We start from the raw sequence: 22,511 nt of genomic DNA, 5'->3' as shown, positions 1-22,511 counted from the left end.
CCATCGTTGAGCGCGGCATGCCAGGCGAGGGGCCGCGGCTAGGCGAGGATAGCGGCCGCTACCGCGCACGGGAGGAAGACTTTTCGCAAATTACCTGCCGTGGCGGAGGCAGCGGCCCCGCCCAGGTGCCAGCGCGGCGCCGGCTTCCCGACCTCACGCCGAGGCGCAGGCGGCCTGCCGCTCGCTTGCCGCGCGGCGCTGCTCCAGGGCCTTGGCCGGGTCGCGCAGGATGGCGCTGCCGATCTCCATCATCTCGTGCAGCGCGGTGGCGCGCGTGCGCGCAGGCATCCAGAAATGCAGGGCGGCCCAGTCCGGGAAGCTATTGGGCGTGGGCAGCAGCCGGGTAGGTTGGTCGCGCGCTACCAGCGGTACGTTGAAGTCCAGCAGCGGACAGATGCCACCGGTGGCGCGCAACAGCGAGATCTGCGTATGCCAGGAGGGCGCCACGGTCTCGCGGTGGCCGGGATCCCCCGCATGGCGGGCAAGGTAGGTGCGCAGCGGGCTGCCCGGCTCGCTGTCCTCCTGCAGCAGGATCCAGTCGCCATCGGCGTGCGGCTCCGCCTCGCTGCCCGGCCGGGCAGCACTGACCAGGCGGCGCGGGGTGGCCAGGATGCTGTGCTGGGCGATGCCTGCCGCCGCGTACTGGCTGTCGATTACGAAGGCACAGTCGATCTCGCCCTGTTCCAGGTGCCGCGACAGCGCCGCATCGGCGCGCACCGGGCGCGTAACGAAATGGTTGTGCGGGAATTGCTCGCACAGGGCGGTGAGGATTTCCGTGATGACCGGGTCGCCGATCGAGGCGGAGAAACCGATGCTGACGCGCGCGCCATGTGCCGCCGCTTCGGGCGGCGGCTCGTCGCCGCGCACGATCTGCGCCCACTTGGCGAGCATCAGGCGAGCGGTCTGTTCCAGCCGCAGGGCATGCGGGGTCGGCTCGAGCACGCCCTTGCGCTTGATGAAGAGCGGGTCGCCGGTGATTTCGCGCAGGCGTGCCAGGCTGTAGGCGACGGTCGGCACGCGGCCGCGGGTATAGGCAGCCACCGCGCCGAGGTCGCGGTACTCCATGAGCAAGACAAAGATCTGCAGCAGCTTGGTGCTGACGTGTCGCATGCTGACTACTCCCGTTCTGTTTGCCGCCGCGCTGCGGCGACACTTCGCTAGGAGCCGGCATCCGGCTGTGCAACGCCGCTTGCTGCCCGCCGCGCGCACACCTGGACTAGCGCGGTGTGCGGATGGATTGCGGCGAGGCGACAGGCAAGCGCTGCCATCCGGATGAAACCGGCATGTCGGCAGTGTCTCCCCAATTCCTTGCAGACCGGTGGCTGCGTCGGCGCTCCCTATCGCAGACCGGCATGACCGGCCTGGCAGTGGCCGGTGCGGCAGCGCCGCGTCCCCCTCTGATCTGACGTGTGATCTGACGTGCGACGGATGACGCGGGGGATCGAAATTTTGTTTCAATTTGGCAAGCTTAATACAGTAACTAGATCGATACTAGGCGTTCAGGCGGTTTTCCATGGCAATTCGAACGGGTCCGAATCGGGTAGCATTTTTGTTCGTACATGGTGACATGAGCGCCCGCGCGGTGACCGGAATGCCTGGGCGCGCGTCCGTGGCGCCGCGCGCGGGTGAGTGCAATCGGCTTAATACGGGCCGCGAAGACACTGAATTGCCTTCCCCGGCAGGACTCGGCTAACGTCGCGGACAAGGACCGGCCACCGCATGATCGGCGGTGCGCCGCGGGCGATGTCACCGAGTGCGGAGGGAACCCCGTGAATAGACGCTTTTCCGAGGAGCAGATCCGTTCCTACCTGGCGGAAGCCGCCAGCGGCGTGCCGGTGCGCGAGTTGTGCGCACGCTATGGATTCAGCGATGCATCGTTCTACGGCTGGCGCATCCGTTATGGACAGAGGCCGCCGGGCAGCAGCGCGGAAGTCCGCAAGCTGCGCGAACTGCAGGAAGAAAACGCGCGTCTGAAAGGGATGCTGGCCGATGCCCTGCTCAAGCTGGAGATGCTGCGCCGCCGCGGTGGCCGCGAAGCCGCTGCCAAGGAGCGCTGAATCCTGTGATGGCTGGCGGTTCGGACCGCGCAGTTTCCCGCCCTGCTGCAACACTCAGGTAAACATGAACACGATCCGCGTTTCCTTCGTCCTCCCCCTGCTGCTGTGGCTGTGGTCCGCGCCGGCTACCGTGCAGGCGGACGATTCCTTGCCCCAGCCGATGGTGGCGCCGCCACCGCCGCGCCTGATCGACGGCGCGAGCGGCGCCGATACGATGCCGGCCTTGCCGGCGTCGGGCAATGACGACGGCACGCTGTCGCCGGCCCAGCGGCAGCGCTGCGAGGATCTGCTGAACCAGATCAATGCGCTGCCTGCGGGACCGCAATGGTCGGTGGGGCGATCCTCGGTGACCACCGCGGACGGCCGCACGTATCCGTCGCTCGAGCGGCAGGCCGACCGCAAGCGCTTGCAGGAGGCCTATCGGCAGGAGTGCGCGCAGCGGCGGCGCTGATCCGCCGGCGCGGCGGCGCGCCTAGGCGGCCTGGCGGCTGGCGTGCACGGTGCCGCGCGCGGCCGTGCCGTGGGGGTCGGGGAGATGGCTGGCATCCGCGTAGACGGCGGCAAGCCCGCCCTGGTCGACGATGCGCAGCAGCTTGTGGCGCACGGTGATCAGGCCCGCCGAGGCGAAGCGCGACAGCAGCCGCGAGACGGTTTCGAGTGTCAGTCCCAGGTAGCTGGCGATGTCGTTGCGCGACATGGCCAGGGTCAGCGAGTCGCCGCCGCCGCGCCGGCCGTGTTCGCCGGCCAGGTCCAGCAGCAGCATGGCGAGGCGTTGCGCGGCCTTCATCGAACCGATCGCCACCAGCAAGGTGCGCTCGCGTTCGGTGTTCCGGCGCAGGGTGTCCAGCACCATGGCGCGGAACTCGGGCAGGCGCATCTGCATGCGCAGGCTCTCGACCGGCACCACGCAGCAGCTCGCATCCTGCAGGGCGATGGCGCTCGTGGTGTGTGCGGTGCTGTCGTGCGCTTCCAGGCCGAGTACGTCGCCGGCCAGTGTGAAGCTGGTGATCTGGCGCCATCCCAGCGACGACTCGAACATATTCTTGATGCTGCCCTTGCGCAGCGGATAGACCGCCAGCGCCGGACGGCCCTGCTGGTACAGCAGTTGTCCCGCGCGCAACTGGATGCGCGAGGGACACAGGTCGCGCGGCGGGGGATCCTGGGAGGGTGCGATGCGCTCCGCACTTCTGCAGACCTGGCGGAAGGGGCAGAGAGGGCACGCGGGGGCGTCGTCGTGCGGCCTGGCCATATCTCGATCATTCCGGTTGCCGATGCTGGCGCCAGTATAAGGGCGCCTTGCTGCCGTGCAGCTTGCCGGCGTGATGCATTCTTTTAGTCGGCGAATTGAAGATTTTCGCGCATACCAGGCTGGGGTCTGGACATTCTCCGGCTTCTATGTGCCGAATTTGTCACCTTCATCGGTGGTGGCTCTGTGCTATGCTGCAACGCAGCAACAAAGTCATGCAGTAACAAAGAGCGAGACGCGAAACCCGCGCTCGACGAGCAGGAGTCCACATGGCCAATAGCCTGTCAGGCGACTGGCGCGCGCAACTGCGACGGTTCAGCCGGGTGCAGGACCAGACCGCGCGGCAGTTGCGAGCCTGGCTGGATCGCCTCGATGCGCTGAATCCGGCAAGTCCCCCGCGGCAGGCGCGCCGCACCCTCCCGCCTGCACCGCAACATCCTTCCGAGCCCCCGCCGGGCAAGTGGTACAGCCAGCAGTTGCGGCTGCCGCCCAAGCCGGGCGAACTGCTGCCGCAGCTCGGCTTCCGCCTGTACGTGCCGTCCTGGGCGCATCCGCGCGAGCCGCTGCCGCTGGTGGTGATGCTGCACGGCTGCCGGCAGACGCCCGAGGAGCTGGCCGCCGGCACGCGCATGAATGCCCTGGCCGAGCGGGAAGGGTTCCTTGTGGCCTATCCGCAACAGCCGCTGCGCCGCCAGTTGCAGCGCTGCTGGCAGTGGTTCGACCTGGCATCGGAGCAGGGCGGGCGTGAGGTGCAGGCTATCGCCGCGCTGATCGACGCGCTGGCGCTGGAGCCGGGCGTATGTTCCGACCAGGTCTACCTGGCGGGCATGTCGGCCGGCGCCGCAATGGCAGCGGTGGTCGCCTTGCGCCATCCGGACAAGATCGCCGCCGTGGGCCTGCACTCGGGCGTGGTGGTGGGGGCGGCCGACACGGCGCGTGCCGGGCTGACCGCCATGCGTGCGGGCTCCGTCACCGATCCGGCCGTGCTGCTGGATGCCGCCGGCATCGTGCCAGGCGGGCCGGCGATGCCTGCCATCGTGATGCACGGGCTGGCCGACGACGCGGTCGCGCCGCTCAACGGGCGCCTGCTGGCCCGCCAGTTCCTCGCCTACAACCGCCTGGGCGGGGCTTTGCCTGCGCTGGCGGGGACGGCTGCGCAGGCATTGGCGCCGGGGGAGTGTACCGAGGTACGGTTCGGCCGCTGGCAGCGCGACCTCGTCGTGCTGCACGAGGTCGCCGGCCTGGGCCATGCGTGGAGCGGTGGCGACGCGCGCTACGGCTATCACGCGGACCTCGGCCCGGACGCCAGCGCGATGATGTGGGACTTCTTCCGCGCGCACCGGCGCTGGCGCTAGCCGGCCGATGCCGCGTGGCGCGCGCTCAGTCGGGCGCGCGCTGCTTGACGAAGAGGGCCGTCAGCATGCCCAGCACGCACAGCGCCACCACATAGTGAGCCGGTGCCAGCGGGTTGCTCTTCAGCATCAGCGTGACGATCATCGGCGTCAGCCCGCCGAAGATCGCGTACGACAGGTTGTAAGAGAACGACAGGCCGGAGAAGCGCACCTGGGCCGGGAAGGCCTTGACCAGCACGTAGGGCACTGCGCCGATGGTGCCGACGAAGAAGCCGGCCAGCGCGTAGAGCGGCAGCAGCAGGTCGGGGCGGTCATGGATGACCGTGTAGAAGGCGTAGGCGCTGGCTGCCAGCAGCGCGCCGCCGACGAACAGCGTGAGCCGCGCGCCGATGCGGTCGGCGGCCAGGCCGGCCACCACGCAGCCTACCGTCAGGCACAGCGTCGCCACGCTGTTGGCCACCAGCGCGGTGCGCGCGTCGAAGCCGTAGAGCTTCTGCAGGAAGGTGGGGGTCATCAGGATCACCACCACGATGCCGGCCGACAGCATCCAGGTCAGCAGCATCGACACCGCCACCGCGCCGCGGTGGTCGCGTACCACCGCCTTGAGCGGCATCTCGGCGGCCAGCGCCTTGCGCTGCTGCAGTTCGGCGAACACCGGTGTCTCGTGCAGCCAGCGGCGCAGGTACATCGAGCCGATGCCGAACACACCGCCCAGCAGGAAGGGCACGCGCCAGCCCCAATCGGCCAGCTCGGCAGGATTGAAGATGGTGTTGATGCCGGTCGCCACCAGGGAGCCCAGCAGGATGCCGGCGGTCAGGCCGGCCGTCAGCGTGCCGCAGGCATAGCCGACGTGGCGCGCCGGCACGTGCTCGGAGACGAAGACCCAGGCGCCGGGCACCTCGCCACCCACGGCCGCGCCCTGCATCACGCGCAGTAACAGCAGCAGCAGCGGGGCGAACAGGCCGATCACGTGATAGGTCGGCAGCAGGCCCATCAGCAGCGTCGGTACCGACATCAGCAGGATGGACAGCGTGAACATCTTCTTGCGGCCCAGCAGGTCGCCGAAGTGGGCCATGACGATGCCGCCCAGCGGGCGCGCCAGGTAGCCGGCGGCGAAGATGCCGAAGGTCTGCAGCTGGCGCAGCCACTCCGGAACCGAGGGCGGGAAGAACAACTGCCCGATCACGGTGGCGAAGAAGACGAAGATGATGAAATCGTAGAACTCGAGCGCGCCGCCGAGGGCGGCGAGCGCGAGCGTCTTGTAATCCTGGCCGGTCAGCGGACGGGCGTGCGCGCTGCCGCGCGCGCCGGCCGTGCCGACGGTGCTGCTGGTAGACATGTGGAGACTCGCATGGAAGAGATCGCATGCGAAGCGGGCAACACGGATGACGTGGAGTTGGGGGCGGCCGGAGGGTACAGCGCAGGGACGCAGGCTCTGAGTGGCGGGTAAGCCGCAGGCTTGCGACGGGCGCTTCGCAAAGTCGGGAAGATTACCAGATCGCCCGGAGCCTTGTCTTATATAAAAGACTGCAAATGCCCTTGCAATGCTGTAACGCCTTGCCATAATGTGGGAAAAAAGTGAAATTTCGGGCACAAAGCTGCGGTCACTGCAGCTGGGTGGGGTCAAATCTTCTGAGGTGACATGAACTCCAAGTTCTCCATGCAGGCCGCCATGGCCACCCCGCGGCGGCGGCTGGCCGTGCGCGCGGGCGGCGGCATCGTGGCAGCGCTGGCCGTATTCGGGCTGGCGGGATATTTCGGCGGCCCTCCCCTGCTGAAGTGGCAGATCGAAAAGCAGGCAAGCGCCGCGCTCGGGCGCAAGGTGACGCTGGGCGGGGCGCAGGTGCGCCCCTTCTCATTGGGCGTCACGCTGCAGGATCTCGCCATCTTTGAGGCGGATGGCAAGCGGCCCATGCTGACGCTGGGTTCGGCGGAGGCCAAAGCCTCGCTGGCCTCCTTGTGGCATCTGGCGCCGGTGGTGGATGCCCTGCACGTCGACGCCCTCGCCGTGCATGTGACGCGCGCGCCCGACGGCGGCATGAGCTTCGACGACATCGTGCGGCGTTTCGCGGCCCAGCCCAAGGCGCCGAATGCGAAGCCGGCGCGCTTCTCGGTCAACAACATCGCGGTGACCGATTCGAGCTTCGTCTTCGACGACCAGCAGCTCAAGCAGGTGCAGCGGGTCGACAGGTTCACCCTGACCCTGCCCTTCCTGTCGAACCTGCCGCATGACGTCGAGATCGTCACCCGGCCGACGCTGAGCGCGCTGGTCAACGGCACGCCACTGGCGCTGGACGGCACCATGCTGCCCTTCGCCGACTCGCGCGAGACGCACCTCAACCTGAACCTGAACGGCCTCGACCTGGTGCGCTTCATGCCGTTCGCGCCGGCGCTGCGGGATGCCGAGGTCAAGAGCGCGCTGCTGGACTCGCGCCTGACGCTGGGATTCCGCCAGCAGAAGGACACGCAGGACATCTTCCTCGGCGGCACGGTCACGCTGCGTAACGCCGACATCGTCAAGCACGACGGCTCGCCGCTGCTGAAGGCCGACCGGCTCGCGCTGGACATCGACCGCATCGAGCCGCTGGCACGGCATGCGCACCTGCGCAGCGTCAGCCTGGAAGGCCTGGGCGTGCAGGCGCTGCGCCGCCCCGACGGCACGGTCGACCTGGCCAGCGCCTTGCTGCCGCGCGCGGTCGCGCCCGCTACGACCACCGCGCCCGCCAAGCCGGCGGCCGGTCAGGCCGCAGCGGCCGGCGCAGGCAGCGCCGGCAAGGCGGGCGCCAAAGCGCCGGCTTCCGCGGCGGCTGCCTCCGCGCCCGCGGCCCAGGCTGGCGCCGCCAAGGCCGCACCCGGCTGGGCCTACGCGGTGGACCACATCACGCTCAAGGACGCCAGGCTGGGCCTGCGCGACGAGGCCGCGCCCTCGGGCCCGGGCACGCTCGCGCTCGGCCCGCTCGAGGTGCAGGTGGACGGCCTCTCCAGCAGCGGCGGCAAGCCGGCCACGGTCGAGGCCAAGCTGACCCTTGCCGAGGGCCAGACGCTGCAGCACAGCGGCGAGCTGTCGCTGCCGGACGGCAAGCTGAGCGGCACGCTGCAGGCCAGCGGCGTCAAGCCGCAAGGTTTCGCCGCCTGGTGGCCGTCCGCGCTGAAGAGCCAGCTCGGCGATACCGCCGTCAATGCCGAGCTGCACTACAGCGCGGCCTGGGGCAGCGGCGCCCCGCAGTTCACGCTGGACAAGTCGCGGGTCGAAGTGGCGCCGTTGTACGTGGCCGCCACCGGTGCCGCCTACACGCCGCCCGCGTCCGCCAAGGCCCCGCGCGCCGCGCGCCGCGGGCGCAGCGCGGCCGCCGCTGGCTCCGGTACAGCAGCCTTGCCGCTGCTGCGCGCCGACAAGGTCGCGCTCGAGGGCATCGCGTTCGATCTCGCCAAGCAGTCCTTCGCGGCCGACGAACTGGTGGTGGCCAAGCCCGAGGTCGCCGCCACGCGCGACCCGCACGGCGAACTGGTCGAGGTGGCGCGCATCTGGGTGGCGCAGGCCACCGGCAAGGCTGCGCCGTCCGCACCGGCCACGCGCGGGCGGTCTGCACCGGCCGCCACGACAGGGCAGCCCGCCGGCTGGAAGGCGCGGCTCGGCAAGATCTCGCTCGACCGCGGCGCGGCGCAGCTGACCGATTTCCAGCCGGCCGAGGCCAACCAGGGGCGGCCGGTCGTCCACCAGTACCGCAACATCGCGCTCAGCACCGGCGCCGTCGGCTGGCCGCTGGCGCCGGGCGCGGTGCCGTTCAAGCTGCGCGCCGACGCGGGCCGCCGCGGCAGCCTTTCGCTGTCGGGCAGTGCGCAGCCGACCGCGCCGACGGCGCAGGTCGACATCGACCTGCGCGAATTCGACATGGCGCCGCTGCAGCCGTACCTGGGCAACCAGTTCAATGCCGCGCTGCGTGCCGGCAGCCTGACGGTCAAGGGCCGCGCCAACGTGTCGGCGCCGGCCGGCAAGCCGCTCGCCGCGCGCTTCACCGGCAACGCGCTGGTGGGCAACGTGCGTTCGGTGGACCGCCTGACCGGCGACGACTTCCTGCGCTGGCGTACGCTGACGGTGTCGGGCATCGATTTCGCCATGGACCCGGCCAAAGGGCCGATGCAGGTCGGCCTCGGCAAGATCGCGCTGTCCGACTTCTATGCCCGAGTGATCCTGAACGCCAACGGCCGCCTGAACCTGCAGGACGTGATGGCCGGCGGCGCCGCCAAGGGCGAAGCCGAGCCCCGCACCAGCCTGACGCAGGCCAACCCGGCATCGGCGCCGCCGGCCGCGCGGGCGGCGGCCTCCGTCCCGGCGGCGCCTGCGGCACCCGCGTCCGCGGCACAGGCCAAGGCGGCGCCGGCCGAGAGCGGGCCCAAGCCGCAGATCCGCATCGGCGGCGTGTCGGTCGACAAGGGCAACATCAATTTCTCCGACTTCTTTGTCAAGCCCAATTACACCGCCAACCTGACCGACATGACGGGCTCGGTGTCCAAGGTCTCCACGGCGGATCCGACTCCCGCCGACGTGGTGCTGAACGGCCGCGTCGACGGCGACGCGCCCGTCAACGTCAGCGGCAAGGTCAACCCCTTCAGCCAGCAGCTCTATCTCGACCTCGCCGCCAAGGCCACGGGCATCGAACTGACGCGGCTGACGCCCTACGCGGCCAAGTACGCCGGCTATCCCATCACCAAGGGCAAGCTGAGCGTGGACGTCTCGTACAAGATCGACAGCGGCAAGCTCGAGGCGCAGAACCACCTCTACCTCGACCAGCTCACCTTCGGCGACAGGGTCGACAGTCCCGACGCCACCAAGCTGCCGGTGCTGCTGGCGGTGTCGCTGCTGAAGGACCGCAATGGTGTGATCGACGTCAACCTGCCGGTGTCGGGCTCGCTGTCCGACCCCGAGTTCAGCATCGGCGGCGTGATCGTGCGTGTCATCGTCAACCTGCTGGCCAAGGCCGTCACCTCGCCGTTCTCGCTGATCGCCCATGCCTTCGGCGGCGGCGACGAACTCGGCTACGTGGAGTTCCCGGCCGGCACCGCCACGCTGACGCCGGAGGCGAAGAAGAAGCTCGACACGCTCGGCAAGGCGCTCAACGACCGGCCTGGCCTGAAGCTGGAGATCAGCGGCCGCATCGACCCTGCCACCGACGCCGCCGGTGCGCGCCGCGCCTGGCTCGATGAACGCGTGGCCGAGGAGAAGGTGCGCGAGCAGCGCAAGAGCGCGCAGGCGGGCGCGCCGCTGGAGGAAAGCGAGGAGGGCGAGCAGGGCGCCAAGGTCACGGTGACGCCGCAGGAGTACCCGAAGTACCTCGAAGCTGTCTACAAGCGCGCCTCGTTCAAGAAGCCGCGCAATCTGATCGGCCTGGCCAAGTCGCTGCCCACCGCCGAGATGGAGAAGCTGCTGCTGGACAATGCGCCGGTGACCGAGGCCGGCCTGCGCCAGCTCGCCGAGCAGCGCGCGCTGGTGGTCAAGCAGGTGCTGGATCGCGATGAGAAGGTGCCCGAGTCCAGGCTGTTCCTGACCTCACCCAAGCTCGACGCCGAAGGCATCAAGGACAAGGGCGCGCCCACCCGGGTGGACTTCGCCATCCGCCAGTAGGTGCGGCAGGTGCGGCAGGCGCCCGCCTGCGCGCGCCGGTACCTGGCGTCCCGCCTGCCGCCAAGGACGGCAGGCGGGACGCCAGCCTGGAAAAACCGCGTATGATTCCGCCCGCATCGGTAAAACATGGACAGGAGCCAACATTGCAGCAAGACGACGCGGTTATCTACAAGACCTGGGTTTGCCTGATCTGCGGCTGGGTGTATGACGAAGCACAGGGCTGGCCGGAAGACGATATCGCGCCGGGCACACGCTGGGAGGACATTCCTGACGACTGGCGCTGTCCCGAATGCGACGTCGGCAAGGCCGACTTCGCCATGATCGAGATCTGAACGGACTCCGGGCAGGAGCCGAGCAGGATCCGCGCGGCTTGCGCCCGCGGGAGGTGCGCCCGCACCAAGGGACGGGAGCGCCATCCGGGAGCCCGCTGAGCGGTGGCGGGGATGTCGGCTAGTGGCGCAGCGGCGCCTGCCGGCACAGGCCGGAGGCAGCGCGCCGCCTCGCGCAGCGGCGATAGCGCATCCGGTATGGATGGCTGCAGCGCCACAGCGCGGCCGACACGGTCAGCACGAGCAGGGCCGCCATGCAGGCGGCGATCAGGCCAATGGACATGCCGGCCTCCTTCCCAACGAGGACTTCCCAAGGCGGCCCTTGGCGGGCCGCCCGCTCAGATCAGCAGCGGCAAGGCCTCCAGCAGCAGGATCGCGACTGCGGCACCCAGCAGCGCGCCCGCGGCGCGGCAACTGATGCGCAGGAAGCGCGCGGTCACCGGGACCGCGCCCATCGCGATGATGCCTACCAGCGCCATCGGGATCAGGAAGACAAGATCGTACAAACGCAGCGGCGTCATGGCGGTCTCCTCTCTCTCGTTCTTTCCTTCATCCAGTATAGGCAGTGTGCCGGCTTCGCCCAGTCATCCCCATCGGGGTTGTCCCGCAGTCGTGGTGCCGCCGCCGCCGCATCAGTACCGCTCAAGTACCGCTCAAGTACCGCTCAAGTACCGCTCAAGTACCGCTCAAGTACCGCTCAAGTACCGCTCAAGTACCGCTTCCATCGCGCGCACATGCCGCGACCGGGCGTGCGGGCGCCGCTTTGCGCGCGCTGCATCACGCCTGCGCCGCGAGCGGATGCATGGCCCGCAAGCGTGCCGAGGCACGCTCCAGGCATCCCCGGGGCATGTCCTATGCTGAGAGCAGCGGTGCGGGCGCATGACCCGGCCGCGCCAACGCCCTTGGGGGCGTGATGGCATGACAGCAGCAGCGGAGGTGGCTATGGAACTTCACATGCATTCGCACCACTATGTGCGCAGGATGCCGGACTGGTCTGCGGCGGCGGTAGCCGGGCTGGTGGCCGGCGCCTTGCTGGTCGTGGTGGAACTGTTCTGGTCCTCGATGGTGGCCGGCGTCAATCCGTGGGGCACCACGCGCATGATCGCCGCCATCCTGATGGGGCCGGACGTCCTGCAGACCTCGCTGTTCAGCGTAGGCACGGTGGCGGCGGCGCTGGTCATCCACTTCGTGCTCGGGGCGATACTCGGCATGGTGCTGGCGGCCATCATCGCGCCCTTCCAGCTCGACTCGAGCAGCGGCATGGCGATGCTGGCCGGCGCTGTGTTCGGCGCCCTGGTGTACCTGTTCAACTTCCACGTGATGACGCGCGCCTTTACCTGGTTCATCGACGCGCGCGGCTGGCATACCTTCGTTGGCCATCTGCTGTTCGGCATGGCGGCGGCGCTGTGCTACTGGTGGTTCGAACGGCGCGAAGGCGCGATGCGCTGAGACCCGCGCAACGCAGACGCCCGGCCGTGGCCGGGCGGTCCTGGACGGCGGATGCCGCACCTGCGGTATCCGCCGTCTGCCTTGTGGCGCAGCGCACCAAGCCGCGGCCGCGCCGCACCTGCACCGTACGGTGTGGCATGGCGTGCCTCGCGCGCATGCACTAGTCTGTATTGCATACGGCTCGGCACAACCGGTCCGGGCGGATGGTGAGCAGGAGTCGGACATGGCGCTTGCGATAGCGCTGGTGGCGGTGGTCGCGGCCACAGTGCTCTTTCATGTCTTCAGCCCTTGGTGGGCAACGCCGCTGGCGTCCAACTGGCAGCAGATGGACGACACGCTGACGATCACCTTGATCATCACCGGCGCCTTCTTCATCGTCATCAATCTCCTGGTCGGCTACCTGGTCTGGCGCTATCGCCACCGCAGCGGGCAGCGTGCGGCTTACGAACCCGAGAACCCCCGCCTCGAGCGCTGGCTGATCGCCGGCACCTCGGTGGGCATCATCGCCCTGCTGGCGCCGGGCCTGGTGGTCTACGCGAAGTACGTGAGCGCGCCGCGCGACGCCATGCAAGTCGAAGTGGTCGGCCAGCAATGGCAGTGGAGCTATCGCTTCCCGGGCCAGGGTGGCGCGCTCGGCCGTGCCGACGCGAGCTTCGTCACGCCGGCCAATCCGCTGGGCATCGATCCCGGCGATCCGCGCGGGCAGGACAACCGCATCGTCAACGGTCCCGAGCTGCACCTGCCGCTGAACCGGCCGGTCAAGGTGCTGCTGCGTTCCAAGGACGTCCTGCACGATTTCTACGTGCCGCCCTTCCGCGCCCGCATGAACCTGGTGCCCGGGATGGTCACGTCCTTCTGGTTCACGCCCACGCGCGTCGGGCGCTTCGACATCCTGTGCGCCCAGCTATGCGGCATCGGCCACTACAACATGCGCGGCCAGGTCGTGGTCGAGGAGCCGGCGGCCTTCGAAGCCTGGCTGGCGCGCCAGCCCACCTTCGCTGCCACGCAGCACCCGGCGCCGGCCGCGCCGGCCGCCGGCGCAGGTGCCAGTGTCACCGACATGCTGGCGGCGCAAGGCAAGGCACTGGCGCTCAGCAAGGGGTGCGTGGGCTGCCACAGCGTCGATGGCAGCGTCGGCGTGGGGCCGAGCTGGAAGGGCTTGTACGGCAGTGTGCAGACCTTCTCGGACGGCAGCAGCGCGCGGGTCGACGATGCCTTCCTGCGCGAAGAGATCCTGACCCCGCAGGCGCGGCTGGTGAAGGGCTTCGGCCCGGTGATGCCCACCATCCCGCTGAGCGAGGACGAACTCAAGGCGCTGATGGCCTACATCCGCGCCAATGGGACCACCGCCGCCGCGGCCGCGCCGCAGGCGGGCAGCCCGGCAACGCCGGCGCGCTGACGCGGCGCAGCGGCAGGAGGAAGACATGGCCTACGCGCACGATGCAGGGGGGCACGGCAGCTTCTGGACCCGTTATGTCTGGAGCCAGGACCACAAGGTGATCGCCGTGCAGTACACGCTCACCGCCATCGTGGTGGGCGTGGTCGGCGTGGTGCTGTCCAACCTGATGCGGTTGCAGCTCGGCTTTCCCGGCCACTTCCAGTTCATCGACGCCAACCGCTACTACCAGTTCGTCACGATGCACGGGATGATCATGGTGATCTACCTGCTCACGGCACTGTTCCTCGGCGGCTTCGGCAATTACCTGATCCCGCTGATGGTCGGCGCGCGCGACATGGTCTTCCCCTTCCTCAACATGTTGAGTTACTGGGTCTACCTGGTGTCGGTGCTGGTGCTGCTGGCGAGCTTCTTCGCGCCGGGCGGGCCGACCGGGGCCGGCTGGACACTGTATCCGCCGCAGGCCATCCTGCCCGGCACGCCGGGCCATGACTGGGGCATCATCCTGATGCTGGTGTCGCTGGTGATCTTCATCGCCGCGGCCACCATGGGCGGCCTCAACTATGTGACCACAGTGCTGCAGGCACGCACCGAAGGCATGACGATGATGCGCATGCCGCTGTCGGTGTGGGGCATCTTCACGGCCACCATCCTCGCGCTGATCGCCTTCCCGGCGCTGTTCGTCTCGGGCGTGATGATGCTGCTCGACCGCGTGCTCGGCACCAGCTTCTTCATGCCGGCAATCGTCTCGCTCGGCCAGCAGCTGCCCTACAAGGACGGCAGCCCGCTGCTGTTCCAGCACCTGTTCTGGTTCTTCGGCCACCCCGAGGTCTACATCGTGGCGCTGCCGGCCTTCGGCATCGTCTCCGACCTGATCAGCGTGCACGCGCGCAAGAGCATCTTCGGCTACCGCACCATGGTGTGGGCCATCCTGGTGATCGGCGTGCTGTCGGTGACGGTGTGGGCGCACCATATGTTCGTCAGCGGCATGAATCCCTATTTCGGCTTCTTCTTCGCCACCACCACGCTGATCATCGCGGTGCCCACCGCGATCAAGGTCTACAACTGGGTGATGACGCTGTGGCGGGGCGACATCCACCTGAGCGTGCCGATGCTGTTCGCCATCGGCTTCCTCAGCACCTTCGTCATCGGCGGCCTGACCGGCCTCTTCCTCGGCAACGTGAGCGTGGACATCCCGCTGTCGAACACCTACTTCGTGGTGGCCCACTTCCACATGGTGATGGGCGTATCGCCGATCCTGGTGGTGTTCGGCGGCCTCTACCACTGGTATCCCAAGGTCACCGGACGCCTGCTGAACGACGTGCTCGGGCGCGCGCACTTCTGGATCACCTTCCTGGGCACCTATGCCATCTTCTTCCCGATGCACTACCTCGGCATCCTGGGCATGCCGCGCCGCTACTACGCTTACGACAACTATGCTTTCATCCCCCAGTCTGCCCATTCGCTGAACACCGCGATCTCGGTGGCGGCCTTCGCGGTGGCGCTGGCGCAGCTGCTGTTCCTCTTCAACCTGGCCTGGAGCCTGCGCCATGGCAAGGCGGCCGGCCCCAACCCGTGGCGCGCCGCCTCGCTCGAGTGGCAGACGCCGCAGACGCCGCCGGTGCACGGCAACTGGGGCGAGCAGACGCCGGTGGTCTATCGCTGGGCTTATGCCTACAGCGTGCCCGGCGCGCGCGAGGATTTCATCGCCCAGAACGCGCCACCCGAGGCGGGCGGGCTGGGGCCGCAGGCCGAGGCCGGGCGCGGAGCGCTGGCATGAACCAGACCGGTTTCCTGCGCCTTGGCCGGGACGATCCGGGCGACGGCCCGGCCGGACGCCATGGCGCGCCAGCGGCGCTCGGCACCGGCGTGTTCATCGGGGTGGCAAGTGTGCTGTTCCTGCTCTTCCTCGCGGCCTACACCATGCGCATGAGCGCGCCGGACTGGCGTGCGATCCGCCTGCCGTGGCAGGTCTGGCTGTCGACCGCGCTGCTGGCGGCGGGCAGCCTGGCCATGGCGGACGCGGCGCGGGCGGCGCGCGCCGGGCGCGCGCGCCCGGCGCGCCTCGCCTGGTGCCTGGGCGGCCTGGCGGCGGTGCTCTTCATCGCTTCGCAGCTATGGGGATGGCATGCCCTGCAAGGCAGGCAGGTGAGCGTGGCGGGCAATCCCGCCGGCAGCTTCTTCTACCTGCTGACCGCCATGCACGGCCTGCACGTGCTGGGCGGCGTGGCCGCGTGGCTGCTGGTGACGCTGCGCAGGGGGAGCGGGCGAGGCGATGCCGGCGCCGCGCTGCGCATGGCGTTGTGCGCGCGCTATTGGCACTTCCTGCTGGCGCTCTGGCTGGTGCTGCTGGTCGTGCTGCGCTGGCTCACGCCCGAGGTGGTGCGCTTCCTCTGCGGCGGCGCGTGAGGCCGCGGCGGAGCCGAAGCGGAACGGCAGCAAAACGGCAGCGGGAGGCGAGAGATGGTCACGCAAGCAGCCGCGCCCGAGCGGGCGCCCTACGTACCGAGCGGCTGGCGCGGCCTGGTCGCCGACTGGCGCTCGGACCAGCACGCCTTCCAGGTGTCCTGGGGCAAGGCCATGATGTGGATCTTCCTCGTCTCGGATACCTTCATCTTCGGCTGCTTCCTGACCGGCTACATGACCGTGCGCATGGCGTCGACCGTGGCCTGGCCCAATCCCAGCCACGTGTTCGCGCTGCATATCGGCGGCGCCGAGGTTCCGCTGCTGCTGATCGCCATCATGACGTTCACCCTGATCAGCAGCAGCGGCACCATGGCGATGGCGGTGAACTTCGCCTACCGGCGCGAGCGCCGCCGCTGCGCGGCGCTGATGGCGGCCACCGCGCTGTTCGGTCTGGCCTTCCTCGGCATGCAGGCCTTCGAGTGGAGCCACCTGATCTTCACCGAGGGCGTGCGTCCCTGGGGCAACGGCATGGGAGCCGCGCAGTTCGGTGCCAGCTTCTTCATGATCACGGGCTTCCACGGGCTGCACGTGACCTGCGGCGTGATCTACCTGCTGACCGTCGCCAGCCGCGTGCTGGGCGGCCGCTATGAGCGCAGCGGCAACTACCAGATCGTCGAGATCGCCGGCCTCTACTGGCACTTCGTCGACCTGGTGTGGGTGTTCATCTTCGCGCTGTTCTATCTCTGGTGAGGCCGGCCATGACACAGACGACCACCGCCACCGCGCCGCCGGCGCCTTCCGAGCCGTCGCAACACGGGGGGCAGCAGCATTCCATCGCCCTCTACCTGAAGGTGTGGGGGCTGTTGTTCGTGCTGTCGACGATGTCCTATCTCGTCGACTATTTCCATTTCACCGGCATGCTGCGCTGGACGCTGATCGTGCTGTTCATGGTGCTCAAGGCCGGCCTGATCGTCGCGGTGTTCATGCACATGGCCTGGGAGCGGCTGGCGCTGGCCTGCGCCATCCTGCTGCCGCCGCTGGCACTGTTGCTGCTGGTCGGCCTGATGGCGACCGAGGCGGATTACACTTTCGTCTTGCGCGGGCTGTTCCTCCACTGAGCGGGTGGCGACAGCCGGCGCTCGCGGCCGGCAGCGCTACTGCCGGGTACGGCGCCGAGCCCGCTGGCGGGCCGCGCGCCATCGCTCCGAGGAGCCCAGCCCGCCATGCATCCCGCCACCGAGGCCATCCTGACCTTCAACCACGGCCGCGATCCCGAGCGCTTGACGCGCAAGCTCGACGCGATGGCACGTGAGCCGTTCTCCTTCTTCCGCGGCAGCAATCATCTCTACGCCGCCTCCGTGCAGCACGAGGAGGCGCTGCTCGATGCCCCGCACACTTATGTCTGCGGTGACCTGCACCTGGAGAACTTCGGCAGCTTCAAGGGCGACAACGGCCTGGTGTACTTCGACCTGAACGACTTCGACGATGCCCTGCTGGCGCCGCTGACGGTTGACGTGGTACGCATGCTGTCCAGCCTGATGATCGCCGCCTCGCAGCTCGGGCTGTCGGAGGAGGATGCGCGCAACGCCAGCGAACGGATGCTGTCGAGCTATGCGGCGGTGCTGGCCCAGGGCAAGCCGCGCTGGCTGGAACGTGCCACCGCGCAGGGACTGGTGGCCGAGCTGCTGCGCCGCGTCAAGCGGCGCCGGCGCGGCGAACTGCTGGCGCAGCGCACCGAGTTCCGCAAGGAGCGCCGCCGCCTGCGCATCGACGGGCGCCATGCGCTGGCGGCCGACAAGGCGCAGCGCAAACATGCGGCCGCCATCCTGCACATGTACTCGCAATTGCCGCACGGGCACCGCCTGGTGGCCGATGATGCCGCGCGCCGCATCGCCGGCACCGGCAGCCTGGGCCTGGAGCGCTACGTGGTGCTGGCGCACGAGGTGGGCATGCCGCCGGTGGCGCAGCGCCTGATCGACGTCAAGCTGGCGGCGCCGACCGCCTGGAGCGGCATGCGCCTGCGCCGGCAGCCGCGCTGGGAAGGCGAGGCCGCGCGCGTGGTGCAGGTGCAGCAGGTCATGCAGGCCGCCTCGCCGGCACTGCTGGCGGCGGTGAAGATGAACGGCTTGTCCTACGTGGTCAAGAGCCTGCAGCCCACCGCCGACCGCGTCGACCTGGGCCGTCCCACCAGTGCCGAAGAGCTGCGCCTGGTGCTGGACACCATGGCCCATGCCGCTGCCTGGGCGCACCTGCGCAGCTGCCGGCACCAGTCGGCCGATCCGATCGAGCAACTGCAGGAGTTCGCGGCGGGCACGCGCTGGCGTGCTGCCGTGCTGCGGCTGGCGCGCCACGGCTGTTCGGTCTCGCTGTCGCAGTGGCGCGATTTTGCCGACGACTACCGGCGTGCCCGCCAGGGCACGGCGCGCAAGCGCCGCTGAGGCCCGCGCCCGCTCCGGCGGGCGCCGTGGCGGCCATGGGCCGCATCCGGCATCCGGCCACGCACCGGGTATCCGGCGACGCACCGCTTGCGTGAACCGGGCTTGCCGCTTATAAGTGGAACCATCGTTCTATTTCCGGAGCGGCGCAGATGAAGGCAAGCGTGGAGCGGGTGCCGTCCCAGGAGGGCGGAGCGGGCGAACGCCGCCGGCCGAAGCAGGCGCGCAGCCAGGCCACCGAAGACGCCTTGCTCGATGCAGGGCTGGCCTGCATCGAGGCGGTCGGCATCGAGGCCACCTCGATGGCGCTGGTGGCCGAGCGCGCGGGTGCTTCGATCGGCGCGCTTTACTTCCGCTTCGGCGACAAGGAGCGCTTCGTCCAGGCCGCGCTCGCGCGCGCCTTCGATCGCATCCGCGCCGAGACGGATGCGCTGCTGGCCTACGCGGTCATGCAGGACAAGCCGCCCGCGGCGGTGATCGTCGCCTGCGTGGACCTGGCGGTGAAGATCCAGAGCCGCAGCCAGGGCGTGCTGCGCGCGGTGCTCAAGCGCGCGCTCGACGATCCGGCCGCCTGGGAGCCGGTCGGCCGCCTCGGCAACGAAGTCAGCGGGCGCCTGGTCGATACGCTGGCGCGCTATCCCGAGGTGACCGCGATCCCCGGCTGGCGCGACCGCATCATGCTGGCCATGCATGCCGCGCGTGCGATGCATTTCAACAGCCTCTACAACCCGCAATCGCCGTTGCCGTCGGACCCTGAGCGCATGGTCGCCGCGCTCAGCGATCTCGTGCGGGGTCATCTCGGCCTGCCACCGGATGCCGGCGCCGAACCGGCGCAGGACAAGGCGCAGGACAAGGCGCGGACCCAGGAGCAAGCACCGACCGCCGCGCAGCGCGGTCACCGACAAGGGAGGGCCTGATGCCACGCCTGCAAGACAAGATCGTGATGGTCACCGGCGCGGCCTCCGGGCTCGGCGCTGCCTTCAGCCGCGCGGCCGCCGAGGCGGGGGCCGCGGTGGTGCTGGCCGACATCGACGCGCATGCCGGGCAGGCGCTGTGCGAGGCGCTGGCCGCAGCGGGTGCCGACACCCTGTTCCTGCACCTGGACGTGGCGCGCGAAACGGCCTGGCAGGAAGCCATGGCGGAGGTCGAGCGCCGCCACGGCCGGCTCGATGTGCTGGTGAACAACGCCGGCATCGCCCTGCGCGGCTCCATTGCCGATTGCTCGCTGGCCGACTGGCAGCGCACCCTGGATGTCAACCTGACCGGGGTTTTTCTCGGCTGTCGCGCGGCCCTGCCGCTGATGCGCGAGGGAGGCGGCTCGATCATCAACGTGTCGTCGATCTACGGGCTGGTGGGCGGCGACCAGGTGGCGGCCTATTGCGCCGCCAAGGGCGGCGTGACCTTGCTGACGCGCTCGGCGGCCCTGCACGGCGCCAAGTGCTCGCCGCCGGTCCGCGTCAACTCCATCCATCCCGGCTTCGTCGAGACACCGATGGTACTGCGCTCGATCGGTGCGCTCGACGCCGGCGCGGCGGCGGCCGCGCGGGCGCGCATCGAGGGCATCACGCCGCTCGGCCGCCTCGCCACGCCGGACGACATCGTCGGCGCCTTCCTGCTGCTCGCCTCCGACGAGGCGCGCTACATCACCGGCGCGCAGTTCACCGTCGACGGCGGGCTGACCGCGCAATAGGGCGGGCGGCAGGGCGGACGGCAGGGCGCACGTCGCGGTGCCCGTCCCGCCGCGGACAGCGCCGTCCCGGCCGCGCCGCCGCCATCACGTTGCTGGCGGCACCACCAGAAGCAGGAAAACAGACAGGAGACATGGCGCAATGCAAAGACTGACCGTGGACGCGGCAGGCGTCCGTACCAGCCTGATCGACACCGGCCGCGGCCGGCCCACCATCCTCGTGCATGGCACATCGTCCAGCGCGGAGACGGGCTGGGCGCCCATCCTGGCGCGCCTCGCCGAACGGCGGCGCTGCCTGGTGCCCGACCTGGCCGGCTCGGGCCTGAGCGTGGACGACGGCTCGGCGCTGACCCTGGAACGGCTGGTCGGGCAGGTGGAGGCCGTCGCCGCCCTGGCCGAGGGCGAAGCGCTGGACCTGGTCGGCTACTCGCTGGGCGGCGTGGTGGCGGCGGCGGCCGCGGCCAGGCTGGCGGGACAGGTGCGCCGGCTGGTGGTGCTGGGCGGCTGGGCCGCGACCGACCTGCGCATGCGCGTGCAGTTCGACCTGTGGCAGGCACTGGCCCGCACCGACCACACGCAGCTTGCCCGCCTGCTGTTGCTCAACGGTGTCTCCGAGCGCTTCTTCGCCGCCAGCGACCCGTCGCTGGTCGAGACCGTGCTGGCGCGCTTTGCCACCGGACTGGCGCCGGGCAGCGACCGGCAGGCGGCGCTCGACGCCATCGTCGATATCCGTGCCTGCCTGCCGGCGGTCCGCGCCGCCACGCTGGTGATCGGGCTGGCCCAGGACCGCCTGGTGCCGGCGGCGCATTGCCGCGCGTTGGCACAGGCCGTGCCCGGCGCGCGCTACGAAGAGATCGATTGCGGGCACCTGGTGATGCTGGAACAGCCCGAGCGCCTGCTGGAACGCATCGAACGCCATCTGGAGGAGCGTCATGACTGAAGCTGCATTCACTGCCAACGCCACCAACGCCACCAACGCCACCAACGCGGCGCCAGTGCCGGAGGCCGTCGGCGCGGCCGAACACTTCGACGTGCTGATCGTCGGCGCCGGCATCTCCGGCATCGCCTCTGCCTACCACCTGAACGACCAGTGTCCGGAAATGCGCTTCGTAGTGCTGGAGTCGCAGGCGGGCTATGGCGGCACCTGGCTGACGCATCGCTATCCGGGCGTGCGCTCCGACAGCGACCTCTACACCTTCGGCTACCGCTTCAAGCCCTGGACCGGCACCCCGATCGCCACCGCGGCGGAGATCCTCGCCTACATGGGCGAAGTCATCGCCGAGAACGGGCTGGCGCGCCATATCCGTTACCGCCACGCGATCCGTTCGGCCTCATGGTCGAGCGAGCAGAGCCTGTGGACCATCGAAGCCAGCCGCAGTGATACCGGCGCGACGGTCCGCTTCACGGCGAACTTCCTGTGGATGTGCCAGGGCTACTACCGGCACGCCCAGGGCTATACGCCGGAATGGCCGGCCATGGCCGATTTCCGCGGCCGCATCGTCCATCCGCAGGACTGGCCCGAGGACCTGGACTGCACGGACCAGCGCGTGCTCGTGATCGGCTCCGGCGCGACCGCGGCCACGCTGGTGCCGGCGCTGGCCGGACGCTGCGCGCACGTGACCATGCTGCAGCGCTCGCCTACCTACTTCATCACCGGACGCAATGCCAACGTGCTGGCCGACGAACTGCGCCAGCTGAAGATCGACGAGAGCTGGATCCACGAGATCGTGCGGCGCAAGATCCTGCACGACCAGGCGGTGTTCACGCAGCGCGCGCAGCAGGAACCGGAAACGGTCAAGGCCGAGCTGCTGGCGGGGGTGCGCGCCAGCCTCGGGCCCGACTTCGACGTCGACACCCATTTCACGCCGCGCTACCGGCCCTGGCGGCAGCGCATCGCCTACATTCCGGACGCCGACCTGTTCCAGAGCGTGCGCGAAGGCAAGGCCTCGGTGGTCACCGACGAGATCGAGCGCTTCGTCGAAGGGGGTGTCCAGCTCAAGTCGGGCCGCACGCTGGAGGCCGACGTCATCGTCACCGCGACCGGCTTCGACCTCAGCGTGCTCGGCGATATCGCCTTCACCATCGACGGCAAGCCGCTGGTGTTCTCCGACAGCGTGACCTACCGCGGCATGATGTTCACCGGCGTGCCCAACCTGGTCTGGGTATTCGGCTACTTCCGCGCCAGCTGGACGCTGCGCGCGGACCTGATCGGCGATTTCGTCTGCCGGCTGCTGTGCCATATGCGCGACAAGGGTGTCGGCAGCGTGGTGCCGGTGCTGCGGCCCGAGGACCGCGAGATGGCGCTCGGCAGCTGGGTGGACCCGGAGAACTTCAATCCGGGCTACCTGATGCGCGGCATGCACCTGCTGCCCAAGCGCGGCAGCAAGCGCGAATGGCAGCACACGCAGGACTACTGGGGGGAGAAGGACGAGTTTCCCGCCATCGATCTCGATGACGCGGTGTTCGCCTATGGCGGCCGGGCGCCGGCGCGCTGAGGGGGAGCGCGGCGCACCGGGTGGTGCGCCGCGAGG

Annotated in this window: 21 protein-coding genes; 16 read left to right on the top strand and 5 right to left on the bottom strand. The window is 69.4% G+C overall.

Annotated features, from left to right (window positions below):
* Positions 1-153 precede the first annotated feature (153 nt).
* Entirely contained in the window at positions 154-1,110 is a 957-nt protein-coding gene (locus tag BKK80_RS32270; RefSeq protein WP_071018310.1) for a LysR family transcriptional regulator, read from the bottom strand.
* 659 nt (positions 1,111-1,769) lie between these two features.
* Between BKK80_RS32270 and BKK80_RS32265 the strand changes: the two genes are divergently transcribed.
* Positions 1,770-2,057, top strand: coding sequence for a transposase (locus BKK80_RS32265; protein ID WP_071018312.1), 288 nt, complete (start codon positions 1,770-1,772; stop codon positions 2,055-2,057).
* Positions 2,058-2,121: 64 nt separating this feature from the next.
* A complete protein-coding gene (locus BKK80_RS32260) occupies positions 2,122-2,508 on the top strand; it encodes a hypothetical protein (RefSeq protein WP_071072781.1) in 387 nt (128 codons plus the stop codon).
* Between the two features lie 21 nt (positions 2,509-2,529).
* Here the strand turns inward: BKK80_RS32260 and BKK80_RS32255 are convergent, their stop codons facing one another.
* Positions 2,530-3,177, bottom strand: coding sequence for a helix-turn-helix domain-containing protein (locus BKK80_RS32255; RefSeq protein WP_335582890.1), 648 nt, complete (start codon positions 3,175-3,177; stop codon positions 2,530-2,532).
* A 395-nt stretch (positions 3,178-3,572) separates the two neighbouring features.
* On the opposite strand from BKK80_RS32255, the gene BKK80_RS32250 reads away from it, so the two are divergent.
* Positions 3,573-4,658, top strand: a complete 1,086-nt coding sequence (locus tag BKK80_RS32250; RefSeq protein ID WP_071072778.1) for an extracellular catalytic domain type 1 short-chain-length polyhydroxyalkanoate depolymerase — start codon at positions 3,573-3,575, stop codon at positions 4,656-4,658.
* A gap of 25 nt (positions 4,659-4,683) precedes the next feature.
* On the opposite strand, the gene BKK80_RS32245 is transcribed toward BKK80_RS32250, so the two are convergent.
* Positions 4,684-5,994 (bottom strand): MFS transporter, encoded by a 1,311-nt coding sequence (locus BKK80_RS32245; protein WP_071018318.1) that lies wholly within the window; start codon positions 5,992-5,994, stop codon positions 4,684-4,686.
* Between the two features lie 303 nt (positions 5,995-6,297).
* Between BKK80_RS32245 and BKK80_RS32240 the strand changes: the two genes are divergently transcribed.
* Together BKK80_RS32240 and BKK80_RS32235 are read left to right on the top strand one after the other, a co-directional pair.
* On the top strand, positions 6,298-10,278 hold the full coding sequence (locus BKK80_RS32240) for a DUF748 domain-containing protein (protein WP_071072776.1): 3,981 nt from the start codon (positions 6,298-6,300) through the stop codon (positions 10,276-10,278).
* Positions 10,279-10,379: 101 nt separating this feature from the next.
* A complete protein-coding gene (locus BKK80_RS32235) occupies positions 10,380-10,610 on the top strand; it encodes a rubredoxin (protein ID WP_071018322.1) in 231 nt (76 codons plus the stop codon).
* Positions 10,611-10,728: 118 nt separating this feature from the next.
* On the opposite strand, the gene BKK80_RS37140 is transcribed toward BKK80_RS32235, so the two are convergent.
* Together BKK80_RS37140 and BKK80_RS32230 are read right to left on the bottom strand one after the other, a co-directional pair.
* The gene (locus BKK80_RS37140) at positions 10,729-10,890 is read right to left on the bottom strand and encodes a hypothetical protein (protein ID WP_167366699.1); all 162 of its coding nucleotides are present in this window, start codon (positions 10,888-10,890) and stop codon (positions 10,729-10,731) included.
* A gap of 55 nt (positions 10,891-10,945) precedes the next feature.
* Positions 10,946-11,128, bottom strand: coding sequence for a hypothetical protein (locus BKK80_RS32230; RefSeq protein ID WP_071018324.1), 183 nt, complete (start codon positions 11,126-11,128; stop codon positions 10,946-10,948).
* 421 nt (positions 11,129-11,549) lie between these two features.
* Here BKK80_RS32230 and BKK80_RS32225 point away from each other — a divergent pair, with 421 nt between their 5' ends.
* From BKK80_RS32225 to BKK80_RS32175, 11 genes are all read left to right on the top strand, one after another.
* Positions 11,550-12,056 carry a hypothetical protein gene (locus BKK80_RS32225; protein ID WP_071018326.1) on the top strand — a complete coding sequence of 169 codons (507 nt, stop codon included), beginning with the start codon at positions 11,550-11,552 and terminating at the stop codon, positions 12,054-12,056.
* Between the two features lie 223 nt (positions 12,057-12,279).
* A complete protein-coding gene (locus tag BKK80_RS32220) occupies positions 12,280-13,455 on the top strand; it encodes a cytochrome c oxidase subunit II (protein ID WP_071072774.1) in 1,176 nt (391 codons plus the stop codon).
* 25 nt (positions 13,456-13,480) lie between these two features.
* Positions 13,481-15,232 carry a cytochrome c oxidase subunit I gene (ctaD, locus tag BKK80_RS32215; RefSeq protein ID WP_071073498.1) on the top strand — a complete coding sequence of 584 codons (1,752 nt, stop codon included), beginning with the start codon at positions 13,481-13,483 and terminating at the stop codon, positions 15,230-15,232.
* On the top strand, positions 15,229-15,861 hold the full coding sequence (locus BKK80_RS32210; RefSeq protein WP_071018331.1) for a cytochrome c oxidase subunit 3: 633 nt from the start codon (positions 15,229-15,231) through the stop codon (positions 15,859-15,861). The genes ctaD and BKK80_RS32210 overlap by 4 nt, the downstream gene beginning before the upstream one ends.
* A gap of 54 nt (positions 15,862-15,915) precedes the next feature.
* Entirely contained in the window at positions 15,916-16,608 is a 693-nt protein-coding gene (locus BKK80_RS32205) for a heme-copper oxidase subunit III family protein (protein ID WP_071038918.1), read from the top strand.
* A gap of 8 nt (positions 16,609-16,616) precedes the next feature.
* Positions 16,617-16,976 carry a cytochrome C oxidase subunit IV family protein gene (locus tag BKK80_RS32200; protein ID WP_071018335.1) on the top strand — a complete coding sequence of 120 codons (360 nt, stop codon included), beginning with the start codon at positions 16,617-16,619 and terminating at the stop codon, positions 16,974-16,976.
* Positions 16,977-17,081: 105 nt separating this feature from the next.
* Positions 17,082-18,296, top strand: a complete 1,215-nt coding sequence (locus BKK80_RS32195) for a DUF2252 family protein (RefSeq protein WP_071018337.1) — start codon at positions 17,082-17,084, stop codon at positions 18,294-18,296.
* A 149-nt stretch (positions 18,297-18,445) separates the two neighbouring features.
* Complete coding sequence (locus BKK80_RS32190; protein WP_071072773.1) at positions 18,446-19,210, top strand: TetR/AcrR family transcriptional regulator; 765 nt, start codon at positions 18,446-18,448, stop codon at positions 19,208-19,210.
* Entirely contained in the window at positions 19,210-19,983 is a 774-nt protein-coding gene (locus BKK80_RS32185; protein ID WP_071072771.1) for an SDR family oxidoreductase, read from the top strand. Before BKK80_RS32190 ends, BKK80_RS32185 begins: the two co-directional genes overlap by 1 nt.
* A gap of 139 nt (positions 19,984-20,122) precedes the next feature.
* Positions 20,123-20,920, top strand: coding sequence for an alpha/beta fold hydrolase (locus tag BKK80_RS32180; RefSeq protein ID WP_071072769.1), 798 nt, complete (start codon positions 20,123-20,125; stop codon positions 20,918-20,920).
* Positions 20,913-22,475, top strand: a complete 1,563-nt coding sequence (locus tag BKK80_RS32175) for a flavin-containing monooxygenase (RefSeq protein WP_071072767.1) — start codon at positions 20,913-20,915, stop codon at positions 22,473-22,475. Before BKK80_RS32180 ends, BKK80_RS32175 begins: the two co-directional genes overlap by 8 nt.
* The last annotated feature ends 36 nt before the right edge of the window (positions 22,476-22,511 follow it).

Origin of the sequence: Cupriavidus malaysiensis, from assembly GCF_001854325.1 — a bacterium.
Classification (GTDB): Bacteria; Pseudomonadota; Gammaproteobacteria; order Burkholderiales; family Burkholderiaceae; genus Cupriavidus; species Cupriavidus malaysiensis.
The sequence above is the reverse complement of the archived record's forward strand: the minus strand, read 5'-3'. Positions and strand labels throughout refer to the sequence as shown.